We start from the raw sequence: 16,295 nt of genomic DNA, 5'->3' as shown, positions 1-16,295 counted from the left end.
GTTACGCGCTATTTAATTGGGCTGACAGACACATTGGAGAAGCGGTTTTGGCGACTATTGGATGAAAAGGGGTAGCGCACGCCTGTTTGGGTTTGCCCGCCGGGCGTGTTAGCAGCAAATCCCCGCACGGGTAGTGCCACCTACCGCTAGAGCGAACTCCATCTATATGGCAGCAGCAGGATCGGCATCGACCAGGTAAACCGCATCTGGGTCGGCCGCAACTACTACCAATTGTGGAACCACGACTTAGACCAAGACATAGGCGGGCGCACCAGTAGCCGCACCGCGGCTTCGAACAGGTAGTCTTGTGTCTGGCAGCGTACTTGGCATCTTTCTGGGCAGGGACCTGTGCTCGTCAGCATCCGTTAGCTTCAGGTAGCCTAAGCAGGATTCTGCCTATTTGAATCGGTGGGGTAGGCAGCAGCATGCTCCGTCCGCTCGACTAGCCCCCCTGAAAGGCCCGCACTACTTCCAGCCGGTCGCCTTCTGCCAGCGTCCGGCTGGCCCATTGTCCCCTGGGCACCACTTGGCCGTTTATAGCTACGGCTATCCCCCTGGCATCTGGGGTTATCCCCTCATACTGTAGCAGGTAGGTATCCAGGGGCAGGCTGGTTTCGGCCACCTCCTTAGGGTTACCGTTGATATGTAGTTTCATTCCGATACGCTTCTACGGTACGGCGGATAACAGTGTCCATCCGCTCAAAGACAAAACCAAAATCCCGCTGGAAGCGTGCACTGCTGAACCTGCGTAAACCGCCGCTCGTGCGTGCGCTTTCCAGGGTTATGAGTGGGTGCGTACCCCTTAGGTGGGCTGCTAGCTCATTTAGGTAGCCGTAGGCCATAGCGGGCCTGCGGGGCACCACCCACTTGGGTGCGGGCTTGCCCAGCTCGGCGGCTACACGGCCAAAGAAGTCGCGGAAACTCAGGTTCTCGCTGTTCAGCACATAGCGTTCGCCCCTTCGCACATTGCTCTCCAGTAGCAGGCGTGCGGCCCTGGCTGCATCCCACACGCCCACAAATCCATTTGTGCCGGGCGGGTACAGCCGCATGCCCTTGGCTATGCGGTGTATGAGTGCCGGGCTGCCCTGTGCCCAGTCGCCCGGGCCTATGATCAGGCTGGGGTTCACGATGGCTGCCTCTAGCCCCTCGGCCACGCCCCGGTGCACCTCCAGCTCACCCAGATATTTGGTATAGCCGTACCGGGTACCAGGCAGGCCTGGCACCCACTTGCAGTCCTCATGGATGATGCCGTTTTTATCTGCCGGACCCAGGGCGCCTATGCTGCTTACATACACCAGCCGGGCCACACCCATCTCCAGCGCCATATTCACCAGTCGGGCAGTGCCAGTTTGGTTCACCTGTTCCATCTGCCGGTGGTAGGGGCGGTAAAAGCTTACCTGTGCTGCCGCGTGCACAATGCCCGATATATCACGCAGTGCTACCTCCAGGCTAGAGATATCTAGCAGGTCTCCCTCCACCAGTGTTACGCGGTCTCGCACGCTGGCCAGGCGGGGGTGGAGTGGGTTACGCACAAGTACCCGCACCTTGTACCCGTGCCTGAGTAAATCTTCTACCACATGGAGGCCCAGAAAGCCCGTAGCACCGGTTACCAGTATCATCGAGTTGCGTACGTTTGCACAAAGGTATGGACATCTCCTTCTTTTTCGACGCGCTAAATCCCGAACTGTTCGATCCGCGATTCCGCCCAAACCCGCATGCGCTGGGAAACCTGACGCAAAAGTTTGTTACCGCCTTCCCGGATTGGACCCAGGCAGACCTGGTGCTCTTTGGCATACGCGAAGACCGCGGTTCTGCCGATGATAGAGGCTGTGCGCGGGCGGCAGACCAGATACGCGACCGCCTGTACCAGCTGAGTGCGCCGCGCGCGCTAAAGATATGCGACCTGGGAAACCTGGTACAGAAGGCCGAGCCAGAGGAGGTGCAGGATGCCCTGCAGTTTGTGGCCCACGCCATCCTGAAGCGGGGCAAGACCCTAATGGTAATAGGAGGCACGCAAGACCTGAGCTACGGCCTGTACCGTGGCTTTGAGCAGGCCGAGCAGCAGGTAGACCTGGTGGCCATAGATGCCCGACTGGATATATGGGATAGCGAGGTAGCACTGACAAACGAGAGCGTGAACCACGCAATCCTGACGCATGAGCCTAATTACCTGCACCATTTCTCCGTGATAGGTGCACAAAACCACCTGGTAAGCGAGACGGAGCGCAATGCCATGCAGCAGCTGAACTACGACATACTGCGGATAGGCGAGCTGAAGGCAGACCTGCGCCTGGCCGAGCCACTGCTGCGTACCGCACACATGGTGAGCTATGACCTGAGCGCCATCCGCCTGGCCGATGCACCCGCAGCCAGCAATAGCCAGCCTGCGGGCCTGAGTGCAGAGGAGGCCTGCCAGCTGGCACGCTATGCAGGCATGGGCTACCACCCCCACCTGCTGCACCTGTGCGAGGTAAACCCCGTGCACGACCACCGGCTACAAACCAGCACCCTGGCCGCCCTGCTAGCCTGGTACTTTATAGAGGGGTACTACAACCGGATAGAGGACCGCCCCGTGCCCGACCGCAGCAACCTGAGGCGCTACCGGGTGCCGCTAGACGACTGGAGTGTGCCAGAGATCCTCTTCTACAAGCACGAGGCTAGCGAGCGCTGGTGGATGGAGGTGCTGGTAGAGCAGCCAGGCACGACACACCGGCGCCCAAGCCTGGTGCCCTGTGCCGAGGCTGACTATAGCCAGGCACTGGCGGGCGAAATCCCCGACCGCTGGTGGAAGGCACAGTACCGCGGATAGGGCTCGCCCGGTACGACACGAGCCAAAACCCTAGTCAAAGCCGTCTGGCCCCACGGCGTACCCGGACTCATAACCCTGGAGCAGGGGGCGGGTACCTGCAGCCCGCCTAGTGGCTGGGTAGGCAGGTGTATCGTAGCTTTCAGGAGCCTAAAATTCCAAACCAATCAGCAGAATATCGTCTGTCTGCTCCTGCTCGCCCTGCCAGTCTATGCTTGCCTGGTCTATCAGGTGCAGTTGGGCATCTATACTGTTGCCGCCCGTTTCCAGTAGTAGTTTCTGGAAACGTTTACGTCCAAATTTTTTGCCTTTGACTCCACCAAACTGGTCTACAAAGCCGTCTGAAAACAGATAGACGCGATCTTTAGGTTTGGCCTTGAATTCATGTGCCGGAAATGCTACCGATTCCTCTTTTTCCTCCCGTCTTTCTCCTATGCTGGCTTTTGTGCCCGAAAACTCAACGATTTCTTCGTCTCTGAGTAAATAAAGAGGGCGTCGGGCACCACTATACTGCACTTTTCTGCTGGGCAGATGGATTGAGATAAGCGCAATATCCATTCCATCCTGATTGTATCCGTTTTTTACTTCATATTGATTAAGGCCGTCTCTCACCTTGCTGTCAAGAATACGCAGAATGGTGTCTGGATTATAGATGGAATAATCATTCACAATCTGGTTCAGAAAATTGCTGCCCATCACACTCATAAAAGCACCCGGAACGCCATGCCCCGTGCAGTCTACTGCTGCTACAAGAAGATGGTCTTCTTTTTTAGAAAACCAGTAGAAATCTCCGCTTACAATGGCCTTCGGCTTATACTGTACAAATGACCTGGGCCAGGCATCTTGCAGCAGGGAAATCTGGGGCATAATAGCCATCTGTATCCGGCGTGCATAGGCAATGCTATCCAGAATATCCTGATTCTTTAATTCCAGATTTCGGTATAGGCTTGCATTTTCCAGCGAAATAGCTGCCTGAGATGCCAGCATCTCCAGTACCTCGCGCTGGTGTCTGTCGAAGTATTTCTCCTGCTCGCTCGACTCTACATACACATAGCCAATATGCTTCCCCTTGTTGGATATCGGGCTGGCCATTCTGTGGTAGTTCGAGTCTAGAGAGTTGAGTGTGATGTTGATTTTTTCCAGGATATTCTGTGTTACGAAGCTCCGATTTATAACAAGCTCTTGCTTTAGTCTGCTCGCCTCTACTTCCAGTATACTGCTTACGGCCTCTATCATCAGTTCGCCGTCTCGCTTCATCACCAGGTAGCCCTTCTGCGCACCGGTATTTTTTATGGTGCTAGTTATCAGTTTTTCTACCAGTATGTTCAGGTTCATTTCTCCGGATATCTCCTGGCTTGCGCGGTTGAGTGCCCGGAGTAGCTCGTTGTACTCCAGCAGTTGTATATGCTGCAGGTAGCTGCGCGCAGCCTCCTCTACCGTCATCATCAGGTCATGGGCCTCCCAGGGCTTGCTTATGTATCGGTATAGCTTTGAGTTGTTTATTGCGTTCTGTATTGCCTCCAGGTCTGCCTGACCTGTCAGCAGGATTTTTGGTGTATCGGGCAGTCTGCGGTGCGCCTCTATCAGGAACTCATCTCCTTTCATTACGGGCATCATCTGGTCGGAAATAATAGCAGCTAGTGGCCGCCCATCGGCCTCCAATTCCTCCATTATTTCTAATGCCTCAGCTCCACTCTCAGCAATTTCTATATCAAACTCTTCGCCCATGCGCTGCCGTATCTGATCCTCCAGATTATCCAGGATCATTTTTTCGTCGTCTACACACAGTATGGTGCATTTTTTCATTTAAACTTATAAATAAGCATGTGATTCGGTATGCCTATACAGTAATACCAAGTTGTGAAAAGGCTATATTTACCCGTTCCATCAGGTCCTCCTCGTTCCAGGGTTTTTGTATATAGGCAAACAGATTAGCGTTGTTCTTCGCATTAAGTACCGCGTCCTGTTCGGCCTGGCCGGTGAGCATAATGGTTACTGTCTGCGGATACTTTGCGTGTAGCTCAATCAGAAAAGTATCGCCCTTTACCCGTGGCATCAGCCAGTCGCTAATGACGAGGACCATCTCAAATCCATCCGAAACAAGATCCTCTATCACTTCCCAGGCTTCTTCGGCACTTTCTGCCACCTCGTACTCAAATGTATCCCCGAAGGTGTTTTCGAGCTGGTCCAGGAGGTTGTCTAGCACCATTTTCTCGTCATCTACACACAGAATGGCTCGTTTAATCATGATATTTCGACAAAGGAGTGTTCTTGCTGTTGCGCGTATGTACTTGCTAACGTAGGCCGGTGAGGTATTCGTACCCTGAAGGTGGTTTTTCCAGGATGGCTATCTACCTGTATCTCTCCGCCGTGCTTGGTTATGATTTTTCGCACAATATCCAGGCCCATCCCACTGCCCTCGCCGGCGGGCTTGGTGGTATAGAATGCCTCCCACATGCGTGCTTGCACCTCGGGTGGGATTCCAGGGCCAAAGTCTGTGACCTCTACTTCTATCCACTGCCCATCTGCCGAAAGCTGGGTGCCAATGCGCATGGTGCCCTTACCGTCCATGGCCTGTATGCTGTTGTGTATCAGGTTTGTCCACACTTGGTTCAGCTCATCCGGCCAGCAGAAGGTTTCGGGCAGGTCTGGCTGTAGGTTTTTCTCCAGCTCTATGCCATACTTTAGCTGGTTGTGGTAGATTACCAGCACGGCTTCCATGTTTTTGTTCAGGTCGGCCAGTATGGGCTCGTCATGGATCTGGCGGTGGTTATAGGTCTTCAGGGCAAAGACGATCTTCTGCATTTTTGACACTGCCAGGTCAATGTATTGCATGTGCATACGCATCTTGCCCACGGTGCCGGCCGTATGTATCATCCGCTCAGATTCGGGCGATGCAAATGCATCTTGCACCTCTGCCAGGTTATCTGCATGCAGGCCTATCTTCACCAGTTCTCTTGCCAGTACGGGTGCATTTTTTACTTCCAGATCCTCCAGTTTTTGCTGAAGATCTTTCTTTATCTGGCGCTCTTCCCGGCTGCTCAGGTCATTATTTGCACTCTTGCTTAGCTCTATAAGTGTATGAAACTGTGCCTGCTGCACGGGGGTCATGGCGCGCCCTATCTCGGGCAGGTCATGCACCAGGCCGTCTACACTTTTAGCCAGGGTGCCATTGCTGGCATGAATTGCGCCAAGGGGCGTGTTTATTTCGTGCGCAATGCCGGCGATCAGCTGGCCCAGTGCTGCCATTTTCTCGCTTTGCACCAGCTGCTCCTGCGTGCTTTTTAGCTCGGTGTATGCCTGCTCCAGTTTGGCCTTCTGGTTTTCCAGGTTCTGGTAGGTTTGGTTCAGTATTTTCACGTCCTCCTGTATGCGCCGCACAGCCGGGCGAAAGACCAGCAGGGCGATCAATACCAGCGTAATCACGATAGCGATAAAGAGCAAGATCTGGGTCTGTTCGGTGGTCTTTACCTTTTCCTTGGCCTCCAGTGCGTATTGGTAAACGATTCGGTCCATACCGGTGGCATATCGGTCTTCATTATCCAGCAGGGTTCGGCCAGCCACAGCTAGCACCGTATCCAGCTTCCCATTCTTGTGCGCATACACGATCTGTTCCACCGAGGCGTTGATCTGGCTCTGGGCATACTCGATGGCGCTGTACATGCCTCGGATGATCTCACCCTCGTTGCTGCCTGCCAGCTTTTGGGTTGCCAGGCCTTCGGATAGTTGATGATGGGTTTGGTTCCACCGTGCACGGGTGGCCTCCATTGTCTCCACAAGGTCAGCCTGCTGTTTTTCTGTCTTCGTTTGCTGTAGCACGAGTACCTGCTTTACCAGCTGCTGGCTCAGGTATACCTGCTTGGCACCCGCGTTTATCAGTGCGCCGTCGCTAACCTGTTTGTCCAGCGAAGAACGAACCAGGTACTGACTGGTGCCCACCAGCGCCAGGATAATGAGCAGGGAGAGCAGGTAATTGATGGTAAGGCGCCTGGATGGATTTGTAATCTTCATGGCATGATCCGTATGGTAGGGTCCGTAATTTTTATTGTATTTTACTGTTTCTGTACGGCGAGGTAGCCCACTTTTTCTACCAATTTTCTGCCTGCTTCAGACTCGACGTATTGAATCACTTTCCCCACCCGGTCCTCGTTCTCGGCTGCATAATAGAAGTACAGTTTTCGTGTCCAGGGATAGTCTCCGGCAGAGATTCGTTCGATGCTGGGGGCCACGGCGGGCAGCTTGCCACTGTAGATGCTCAGGGGCTTTACCAGGGCCGTGTCTACATAGGCTATGCCAATGTAGCCTATGGCATGGGGGTTTGCGCTTACATGGTCTACAATCTGTGCGTTTTGCTCCAGGGTTTCCATATCGGCAAGGGGTGCATTTTCTAGCACCACCTCGCTAAAGAAAGATTGGGTTCCACTGCTTTCGGGCCGCTTGTAGGCTATTATCTCTGCTTCTTCGCCCCCCAGGTCGTGCCAGCTGTAGATCTTGCCCGTGAAGATTGACTTCACAGCGTCAATACTTATGCTGTCGATGGGATTGTTCTTGTTTACAACCAGGGCAAGTGCGTCCAGTCCCACCACACATTCCTTTAGATTGTATCCTTTTTCCCGGATCTTCAATCGCTCGTGCTCCTGTATTGGCCGGCTGCTCATGGCAATGTCTGCACTGTCCGAGATCAGTGCGGCTATGCCACTTCCGCTGCCCCCACCTATGGCAGACAGGTCTGGCATGGTGTCCAGTTCGGTAAACCGGTCGGCCAGTTTCCAGGCCACGGGCAGTATCGTTTCGCTTCCCCGGATCAGCACATAGTCCGGATGACGTTTGCAGCCCACTACCGCCAGGGCCGCCAGAATTAGGTACAAATGGTAATGCCTGCGCATGTGTAGTAAATCTTCGGGCCAAATTTGCTGCAGAAGGTTTACCAGACAGCGTAGGATGGGTTATGATTATGTAAACAATGCGTGTTTCACCTATCAATATCCATACAGGTGATGCGGGTTTTTGGGCCTCTTTATTCTGGTAGATTTTGTTAGGGGGGGAATGCCCGATTTTCACCAGCTAGTGGCGCTGCTCCAGCTGGGCCAGCGCACTGCGGTACCAGCCAGCAAAGCTACCAGCCAGGATGTGGCGGCGGGCCTCGCCTACCAGGCGGAGGTAGAAGTGCAGGTTGTGGGCTGTGGCCAGGGTGAGGGCCAGGTACTCCTGCGCCTTGAAGAGGTGGCGCACATAGGCCCGGCTATAGGCATCGGCGGGCAGCTGGCTGGTGGCATCCAGGGGGGCAAAGTCCTGCTCATACTGCCGGTTCTTCAGGTTTCGGATGCCATCCCAGTAGTATAGCAGGCCGTGGCGGGCGTTCCGGCTGGGCAGCACGCAGTCCATCATATCTACGCCCAGGGCTATGCTCTGCAGGATGTTTGCCGGGGTGCCTACCCCCATCAGGTAGCGGGGCTTGTGTGTGGGTAGCAGGGCGGTTACCACTTCGGTCATTTCATACATTTCTTCGGTGGGTTCGCCCACGCTCAGGCCACCTATGGCGTTGCCCTCAAAGTTCAGGTCCACAATGGCCTGCGCACTCTGCCGCCTCAGGTCGGCCAGCACCCCCCCCTGCACAATGCCAAACTGGTGCTGCCTATACCCATAGGTTTCGGGCTGCTGCAAGAAGTAGTGCCGGGCCTCGGCGGCCCAGCGGTGGGTAAGCGCCAGGCTACGCAGCAGGTAGCCTCGTTCGCTCTGGGCGGGGGGGCACTCATCCAGCACCATCAGGATGTCGCTGCCGATGCTGCGCTGCTTATCCACCACGTTTTTGGGTGTAAAGAAGTGCTTGCTGCCATCTATATGGCTTTTGAAGCCTACACCCTCTTCGCTGATCTTCCGGTTGGCGGCCAGGCTGTACACCTGGTAGCCACCGCTGTCCGTCAGTATAGGCCGGTTCCAGCCCATCAAGCGGTGGAGTCCCTCCGCTGCCTCCAGCACCTGTAGGCCCGGACGCAGGTACAGGTGGTAGGTGTTTCCCAGTATCACCTGTGCCTCCAGCTCGTGCAGCTGCGCCTGGGTCAGGGCCTTCACCGTGCCCTGGGTACCCACGGGCATAAAGATGGGGGTGCTTATGCTGCCATGGGCCGTGTGCAGTAGGCCTGCCCGGGCACCGGTGAGTGGGCAGGTGGCCTGTAGCTCGAAGAAAGGTGCCTCAGCCATGGCCGGGCCGGGCGGCCCCGGATTTTCGCGAGAACTGAATCCGGCGCTCGCTGCCCTGGCGGATGCGCACAATATTGCTACGATGGGTATACACCACAAAGAGGAACAACGCAGCCCCCACCCCGTGTAGCAGGTAGGGCCCAGCCGGCTGGGCCAGCCACAGCCAGGTATTGAATGCCAGCACGCCTACCATGCTGCCCACTGATACCATGCGGGTGCTGAGTAGCATCAGCGCAAACGCCCCAATAGCCACCAGCGAGCCCCAGGGGGCCACCACCAGCATCATGCCCAGCATGGTGTTTACCCCCTTACCTCCCTTAAACTTGATAAATACGGAGTATACATGCCCAAGCACGGCTGTGAGACCCAGCACTAGCTGTAGGCCCTGCAGGCCTAGCCAGGCCGGAACGCCTGGGGCCAGCAGCAGGGGCAGGGCTGCGGCCAGGCTGCCTTTGGCAATGTCGAGTAGCTGGGTGCTGAGGCCCGCCCACAGCCCATAGGTGCGGTACATATTGGTGCTACCCGCATTGCCACTGCCGTGTCGCCGGATGTCATCCTGATAGAACAACCTACTGATCCAGACCGAAAAGGGCAGGGCACCGAGCAGATAAGCCATCGGTAAGAGTGCAAGCAGCATATGGGCCATGACTAATAAACAGCTTGGGCCTCAAAGCGGTATCCGTCCAGTGTGCCACTGCTCATAAGGAGCAGCACGGAGGGAAGCCCGGGGCTAAGCGCCTGATGAACAGCCTGGGCCAGCTCCTGGCGGTTTTGCACAAACACGATGGACCGGTCGCCAAAAGCCCGGAACACATCGGCCTCGGTTAGCCGGGGCATCTTCTTCTGCTCCAGTGCATGCTGGTTTACCAGCACAATCTTGTGGGTCGCTTTTTTTAGTGTACCCTGGTATTGCTCTATGAACTGCCGATTCAGGCTGCTATAGGTGTGTAGCTCCAGCACGGCCGTCAGCTGGTATCCCTTATAGGCCTCGGCCACAGCATCCACCGTGGCGTGGGCCTTGCTGGGGGCGTGGGCAAAGTCTCGATACACGGTAAGGTTCCCAGCCTGATGAATGCGCTGCAGGCGGAGGGCGGCACCCCGGAAGCTGGCCAGCTGCTCGGCGAACTCCTCCGGGCTTACGGCCAGCAGCTTGCACACCTCGTAGGCAGCGGCTATGTTGCTCACATTGTGCTTGCCAAAGAGGCTGGTGCCAAAGCGGTGCCCGTCCAACTTTATGTCGGTATGGCCGTCTTTGTGCTTATATATTTTCTTTACGGTGTATTTGCTGCGATACCCGATCTGCCCCACCGGGTTGTACGCTATGGTGTAGGGGTAGGGGAAGTGGAAGTCTTTGACCAGGTATTTGTGGGCCAGCTCGCGCACGGTTTTATCGTCCTTGTTGTACACACACATGCCTGCCTTGGTTAGGTTCTGCAGCAGGTTGGCAAACTGGGCCAGATACTCCTCTTCGGTGGGATACACATTTACGTGGTCCCAGGCTATGCCGGTGAGTACCAAGATGTGGGGGTCGTAGTGTGCAAACTTGGGCCGGTGGTCCAGGGCACTGCTTTGGTATTCGTCTCCTTCTATCAGGATGCAGGGGGCCGTGCTGCTGAGGCGTACCATGCGGTCAAACCCCTCCAGCTGAGCCCCCACCAGGTAGTCAAACTGCCGGCCCAGCCCCCGCAGCACGTGCATAATGATGCTGGTTACGGTTGTTTTTCCATGGCTGCCTGCTATCACAATCCGCTGCTTGTGCTGGCAGTGGCGGTGCACAAACTCGGGAAAGGAATAGACCGGAATGCCCAGCGACAGGGCTTTTATCAGTTCGGGGTTGTCCTCGCGGGCGTGCATACCCAGGATGACGGCATCCAGCCCCGGGACTATGCGCTCCGGGTGCCACCCCATCTCTGCCGGCAGCAGGCCGGCCCGGTCTAGCCTGCCCCGTGCGGGCTCGTGTATCTCGTCATCACTGCCCGATACCTGCGCACCTGCGTCCTGCAGGGCCAGGGCCAGGTTGTGCATCACACTGCCTCCTATCGCGATAAAATGTAGACGCTGGTTCATGTGCGCGCAAATATAGCCAATTCAGCCCTTGGGCTAGTTGGGTAGTGGAACTTATGGGGCAAAGCAGCCCCCACCTGACTGGCTACCCAATTTATTTCGGCCAGCTCATCGGGCTGTCATTGGGTCTTTCTGTTTACTACCTTCGCCCATGCGCTTGCTTGCCCTGCACCTGTCTCGGGCTGCGGCCACCCTGCTGGGCGTGGTTACGCTGCTTTTCCTACTGTTTGGCCTGCTGGGCGACCCGGCAGAGCAGATAGCGGGCCAGCGTGCGGATGTAGCCACCCTGGAGAACATCCGCACCGAGCTGGGCCTGGATCAGCCGCTGTGGCAGCAATACCTGGGCTACCTGAACGACCTGAGCCCCCTGGCCTACCTGAGCGAGGCGGCCCGCCAGACTGGAAACTACCGCTACCTGCCCCTGGTGGGTGGGCTGGTGCTAAAGGCACCCTACCTGCGCCATAGCTACCAGAGTGGGCGGCCCATCCTGGCCCTGTATCTGGAGCGGCTACCCGGCACGGCCCTACTGGCCCTCACGGCCCTGGCCTTTGCTGCCCTGGTGGGCATTGGCCTGGGCACCCTGGCGGGCACCCGCCCAGGCAGCTGGTGGGACCGCGCCCTGGGGCTGGTAAGCCTGGTGGGTATTTCGGCACCTAGCTTTTTTGTGGCCATCCTGGCCATCTGGGTCTTTAGCGCCAGCCTGGGCTGGCTGCCCAGCAGCGGCTACGTACGCGAGCCCGACCTGTTTAGCATGGGCTACCACTGGCAGGGGCGGCTGCTCATCCTGCCTGCACTCACACTGGGGATTCGCCCACTGGCCATCCTGTTTCAGATTAGCCGCGACAGCATGATCGAGACCCTGCGCCAGCCCTACATCCGCACCGCACGTGCCAAGGGCCTTAGCCCGATGCGCGTGGTACTCCGCCATGCCCTGCCCAATAGCCTGAACCCCGTGCTCACCAGCCTGACCGGCTGGCTGGCCAGCTTGCTGGCCGGTACCTTTTTCATTGAGTACATCTTCCACTGGCAGGGTATTGGCAAGCTTACAATCGATGCCCTGCTGACCAATGACTACCCCCTGCTGCTGGGTTCGGCCCTGTGTACCTCGGTGCTCTTCATTGCCATCAATGAGGGGGTGGATGTGCTTTACACCCGCCTGGACCCCCGCATCCGCCTGCGCAAGTAGATTGGCACGCACGCGTGCCAATCTACTTGCGCTCGCCCTGCCGGGATACTACCTTTGGCTATGGCTAGCTCTTTTTCCTCTCCGGCCACACAGCCCCCGCTGGCCGATCGTGTACGGCCCAGCACCCTGGCAGGCTATATTGGCCAGACGCATCTGGTGGGCCCCGGGGCCCCGCTGCGCCTGCTGGTGGATCAGGGCCGCCTGCCCTCCATGATCCTGTGGGGGCCGCCCGGTGTGGGGAAAACTACCCTGGTGCGCATCCTGGCACAGCAGCTACAGCGCCCCCTGCGGCAGCTCAGTGCCGTGCAGAGTGGGGTAAAGGAGGTACGCGCCGTGCTGGAAGAAGCACGCATGGCACCCGGTATGCTGCTTTTTATCGACGAAATCCACCGCTTCAACAAAGCGCAGCAGGATGCCCTGCTGCATGCCGTGGAGGAAGGACTGGTTACCCTGGTAGGGGCTACTACCGAGAATCCCTCCTTTGAGGTGATACCCGCTCTGCTAAGCCGCTGCCAAACCTATGTACTGAAGCACCTGAGCCTGGAGGAGATCCGCCAGCTGCTACAGCAGGCAGTGGCCCACGACCCCGAACTGAAAGCCCGAAACGTGGAGCTGACTGAGCTAGAGGCCCTGTATCAGCTATGCGGTGGAGATGGCCGACGCGCCCTGGGCCTGCTGGAGCTGGTTCTGAGCCACAGCCCAGCCCCCCTGCCCGGCACCAGCCAGCCCCTGCAGATTACCAATGAAATGGTAATGACCCTGGCACAGCAAAAGGTGGTGCTGTATGATAAGGGCGGAGAGCAGCACTACGACGTTATCTCGGCCTTCATCAAGAGCCTGCGAGGCAGCGACCCCAATGGCGCGGTGTACTGGCTGGCGCGTATGCTGGAGGCGGGCGAGGATCCACGCTTTATTGCCCGCCGCATGGTCATCCTGGCTAGCGAGGACATTGGCAACGCCAACCCCAATGCCCTGCTGCTGGCCACTACTGCCTACCAGGCCATAGAGCGCATAGGCCTGCCCGAGGGCCGCATCATCCTGAGCCAGTGCGCTACCTACCTGGCCACCTGCCCCAAGAGCAACGCGGCCTATATGGCTATCAACCAGGCACAGCAGGCCGTACACCGCCAGCCCAACACTCCCGTACCCCTGCACCTGCGCAATGCCCCTACCGGCATGATGAAAGACCTGGGCTATGGCAAGGACTACAAATACAGCCACGACTACGCCGCCAGCGCGGGCAACCAGCAGTACCTGCCCGAGGGACTGGAGGGCACGCGCTACTACAACCCCAAGCCCATAGGCAAGGAAAAAGAAATCCTTGCCTTCCTGCAGCAGAAGTGGGGCGAAGAGTATGGATACTAGGGGGGATAGCCCTCTGTTTAATTTCACTTCCCTGGTGACGGAGGTACCAGCCTCGCACAGAAAGAGTTGCAGGTGCCCACCGCTTGTACCCCGATCCGCCTGTAATGACTCTACAGCCTATGGGCCATTGTAAACTTTGGACCCCCAAAAAACAGATCCGCTTTTTGGGGAAGGGGGATACCACACAGGGCACCCAACTTTGACTAGGTGATGCGCTGTTCCGCCTACGCTATAGCCTCCGCTCTGGGTGGGGGGCTATGTAAGGCTGCTGTACCCCTGTGCTTCTGCCTCGCTGGCTATGCGCTTCACCAGCCCCTGCAGCACCTTGCCGGGACCTACCTCTACAAACAGGCCCGCGCCATCGGCCACCATGGCCTGCACACTCTGGGTCCAGCGCACGGGTGCGGTCAGCTGGGCATTCAGGTTGGCCTGTATGCGGGCCGGGTCGGTCTCGGCCTTGGCCGTTACGTTCTGATAGATGGGGCAGCTGGGTGCCTGAAAGCGTGTTGTCTCTATGGCTTTGGCCAGTGCATCCTGGGCGCTCTGCATCAGCGGGCTGTGAAAAGCTCCGTTTACGGTCAGCAGCTTGGCCATGCGGGCACCCCGTTCCTTAGCCAGCGCAACGGCTGCCTCTACAGCTGGCACCGCGCCGGAGATAACCAGCTGGCCGGGGCTGTTGTAGTTGGCGGGCACCACTACGCCCGCTACCTCGGCACATAGCTGTTCCACGGCCTCGTCTTCCAGGCCTATGATGGCGGCCATGGTACTAGGCTGCTCATCGCAGGCCCGCTGCATGGCTTCGGCCCGCTGCTGCACCAGGCGCAGGCCATCGGCAAAGCTGAGACTACCGGCGGCAGCCAGCGCGCTGAACTCGCCCAGGCTGTGGCCTGCCACCATCTGGGCGCGGCTGCGCACATCGGTCAGCAGGGCCAGAATAACGGAGTGAATGTAGATGGCGGGCTGCGTTACGCTCGTGCGGGTCAGCTCCTCGGCCGTGCCCTCAAACATAATGTCGCTGATCTTGAAGCCCAGCACCTCATCGGCTTCGGCAAACAACTTGCGGGCCCCGGGGCTGGCTTCGTACAGGTCTTTACCCATTCCGGGCGTTTGGCTCCCCTGGCCGGGGAATACGTAGGCGGATTTCATTTCTTTTAGTATAGGTTTTTATTTTTTTATTGACGAAAAAGTAGTTGTCCCGCTATCCCTCTATCTCGTTCATCTCCCAGTTGTTCAGGCGGGCCAGTGCGTGGTGGGCGGTTACGTCTATCTGCACCGGGCACACGCTTACGTAGCCGTTGCGCAGGGCCCATTCGTCGGTATCCTGTCCGTCGTCCTGTAGGTCAAACTGGCCCATCAGCCAGTAGTAGTCTCGGCCATAGGGGTCTTTGCGTTTGTCAAACTCCTCTACCCAGCGTCCTGCACTCTGGCGCGTTATTTTGATGCCCCTCAGTTCGGCAGCTGGCAGCTTGGGGATGTTTACGTTCAGGGCCACATTCTCGGGCATGCGGTGGGCCAGTGCGCGGCGCACAATGGTGCGTACTACCTGCTTGGCAGCTGCGAAGTCGGCCTCCATGCTGTAGTCCAGCAGGCTGAAGCCTATGGAGGGTATGCCCTCCAGTACGCCCTCTATGGCGGCACTCATGGTGCCGCTGTAGAAGACGCTGATGCTGCTATTGCTGCCGTGGTTGATGCCCGATACGATGAGGTCGGGGCGCTTGTCCATCAGCTGGCCGGTGGCTATTTTGATACAGTCGGCTGGGGTGCCGCTGGTTTCCCAGGCTTTTACATCGGGGCCAAAGTCATGGCTTACACCTGCCCAGATGGGCTTGCCCACGCTGATGGCGTGGCCCATGCCGCTCTGCGGACTATCGGGCGCTACCACGGTCAAGGTGCCAAATTCCTTCACAGCCTCCACCAGGGCCTTGATGCCTGGGGCAAAGATGCCATCGTCGTTACAAACCAGTATGTGTGCCATGTAGTGCGAAGCTAGCACAAAATGGCTAAACCTCAATTCTTCGAGCAGTCTTTGACGGCAGGTCGCTGGGGTAGGGTAGGGCAGCCAGCGGCTAGGCCTGTCGGGGTGCCAGCTGCTGGAAGTGCTTGTGCAGATACTTGCCCAGGATGTCAAACTCCAGGTTTACCGGGCTGCCCACACGCCAGCTGTGGGCATTGGTGTGCTGCCAGGTGTAGGGGATGAGCGATAGCCGGAAGCGGCCAGCCATGTCCTCGGCCACAGTCAGGCTAATGCCGTCTACGGCCACCGATCCTTTTTGCACAATTAGGGTGGCCTGTTCGGGCGGGTAGCTTATCCACACGTCCCAGCTACCGTCCTGGTTTTCTATCTGCTGGATGGTTCCGGTAGTATCCACGTGCCCTTGCACAAAGTGTCCGTCCATGCGCTGGCCAGCCTGCACGCATCGCTCCAGGTTTACGCTCGCGCCCGGCTGTAGCAGGCCCAGGCTGCTTCGGTTCAGGCTTTCCTGTATTACGTCTAGCCGATATAGGCCGTCCTTCAGCTCAGCCACAGTCAGGCACACCCCATTGTGGGCCACACTCTGGTCTATTTTCAGTTCCTGTACAAAGGGGGCCGATACCCACAGCTGCAGGTTGGTGCCCACAGGTTCTATCGCCTCTATCGTGCCCAGGGCCTCTATAATACCGGTAAACATGCGG

General features: G+C 57.5%; 15 protein-coding genes. 3 read left to right on the top strand and 12 right to left on the bottom strand.

What is annotated here, in order from left to right:
- Positions 1 to 442: 442 nt before the first annotated feature.
- Positions 443 to 655: a sulfur carrier protein ThiS gene (gene thiS, locus LW884_02480; protein ID MCE3007202.1), complete on the bottom strand. Its 213-nt coding sequence runs from the start codon at positions 653 to 655 to the stop codon at positions 443 to 445.
- Complete coding sequence (locus LW884_02475; protein ID MCE3007201.1) at positions 633 to 1,619, bottom strand: NAD-dependent epimerase/dehydratase family protein; 987 nt, start codon at positions 1,617 to 1,619, stop codon at positions 633 to 635. The genes thiS and LW884_02475 overlap by 23 nt, the downstream gene beginning before the upstream one ends.
- A gap of 14 nt (positions 1,620 to 1,633) precedes the next feature.
- Here LW884_02475 and LW884_02470 point away from each other — a divergent pair, with 14 nt between their 5' ends.
- The gene (locus LW884_02470) at positions 1,634 to 2,809 is read left to right on the top strand and encodes a formimidoylglutamase (protein ID MCE3007200.1); all 1,176 of its coding nucleotides are present in this window, start codon (positions 1,634 to 1,636) and stop codon (positions 2,807 to 2,809) included.
- Between the two features lie 147 nt (positions 2,810 to 2,956).
- On the opposite strand, the gene LW884_02465 is transcribed toward LW884_02470, so the two are convergent.
- The 7 genes from LW884_02465 to LW884_02435 all read right to left on the bottom strand — a co-directional run bounded on the left by LW884_02465 (position 2,957) and on the right by LW884_02435 (position 11,074).
- Positions 2,957 to 4,612 (bottom strand): SpoIIE family protein phosphatase, encoded by a 1,656-nt coding sequence (locus LW884_02465; GenBank protein ID MCE3007199.1) that lies wholly within the window; start codon positions 4,610 to 4,612, stop codon positions 2,957 to 2,959.
- 34 nt (positions 4,613 to 4,646) lie between these two features.
- Positions 4,647 to 5,054: a response regulator gene (locus LW884_02460; protein MCE3007198.1), complete on the bottom strand. Its 408-nt coding sequence runs from the start codon at positions 5,052 to 5,054 to the stop codon at positions 4,647 to 4,649.
- Entirely contained in the window at positions 5,051 to 6,817 is a 1,767-nt protein-coding gene (locus LW884_02455; protein ID MCE3007197.1) for an ATP-binding protein, read from the bottom strand. Before LW884_02455 ends, LW884_02460 begins: the two co-directional genes overlap by 4 nt.
- A 41-nt stretch (positions 6,818 to 6,858) precedes the next feature.
- The gene (locus LW884_02450) at positions 6,859 to 7,692 is read right to left on the bottom strand and encodes a phosphate ABC transporter substrate-binding protein (GenBank protein MCE3007196.1); all 834 of its coding nucleotides are present in this window, start codon (positions 7,690 to 7,692) and stop codon (positions 6,859 to 6,861) included.
- Positions 7,693 to 7,870: 178 nt separating this feature from the next.
- Positions 7,871 to 9,007: a tRNA guanosine(34) transglycosylase Tgt gene (tgt, locus tag LW884_02445; GenBank protein ID MCE3007195.1), complete on the bottom strand. Its 1,137-nt coding sequence runs from the start codon at positions 9,005 to 9,007 to the stop codon at positions 7,871 to 7,873.
- Positions 9,000 to 9,623 carry a glycerol-3-phosphate 1-O-acyltransferase PlsY gene (plsY, locus tag LW884_02440; GenBank protein MCE3007194.1) on the bottom strand — a complete coding sequence of 208 codons (624 nt, stop codon included), beginning with the start codon at positions 9,621 to 9,623 and terminating at the stop codon, positions 9,000 to 9,002. Before plsY ends, tgt begins: the two co-directional genes overlap by 8 nt.
- A 32-nt stretch (positions 9,624 to 9,655) precedes the next feature.
- Positions 9,656 to 11,074, bottom strand: a complete 1,419-nt coding sequence (locus LW884_02435) for a Mur ligase domain-containing protein (GenBank protein ID MCE3007193.1) — start codon at positions 11,072 to 11,074, stop codon at positions 9,656 to 9,658.
- 148 nt (positions 11,075 to 11,222) lie between these two features.
- On the opposite strand from LW884_02435, the gene LW884_02430 reads away from it, so the two are divergent.
- Positions 11,223 to 12,257, top strand: coding sequence for an ABC transporter permease (locus tag LW884_02430; protein MCE3007192.1), 1,035 nt, complete (start codon positions 11,223 to 11,225; stop codon positions 12,255 to 12,257).
- Positions 12,258 to 12,317: 60 nt separating this feature from the next.
- Positions 12,318 to 13,622, top strand: coding sequence for a replication-associated recombination protein A (locus LW884_02425; GenBank protein MCE3007191.1), 1,305 nt, complete (start codon positions 12,318 to 12,320; stop codon positions 13,620 to 13,622).
- Positions 13,623 to 13,877: 255 nt separating this feature from the next.
- On the opposite strand, the gene fabD is transcribed toward LW884_02425, so the two are convergent.
- The 3 genes from fabD to LW884_02410 all read right to left on the bottom strand — a co-directional run bounded on the left by fabD (position 13,878) and on the right by LW884_02410 (position 16,291).
- Positions 13,878 to 14,768, bottom strand: a complete 891-nt coding sequence (gene fabD, locus LW884_02420) for an ACP S-malonyltransferase (protein ID MCE3007190.1) — start codon at positions 14,766 to 14,768, stop codon at positions 13,878 to 13,880.
- A gap of 52 nt (positions 14,769 to 14,820) precedes the next feature.
- Positions 14,821 to 15,597, bottom strand: a complete 777-nt coding sequence (gene surE / locus LW884_02415) for a 5'/3'-nucleotidase SurE (protein ID MCE3007189.1) — start codon at positions 15,595 to 15,597, stop codon at positions 14,821 to 14,823.
- Positions 15,598 to 15,688: 91 nt separating this feature from the next.
- On the bottom strand, positions 15,689 to 16,291 hold the full coding sequence (locus LW884_02410; GenBank protein MCE3007188.1) for a riboflavin synthase: 603 nt from the start codon (positions 16,289 to 16,291) through the stop codon (positions 15,689 to 15,691).
- Positions 16,292 to 16,295: the final 4 nt, after the last annotated feature.

Source organism: Bacteroidota bacterium (genome assembly GCA_021300195.1).
Classification (GTDB): domain Bacteria; phylum Bacteroidota; class Bacteroidia; order J057; family JAJTIE01; genus JAJTIE01.
The sequence above is the reverse complement of the archived record's forward strand: the minus strand, read 5'-3'. Positions and strand labels throughout refer to the sequence as shown.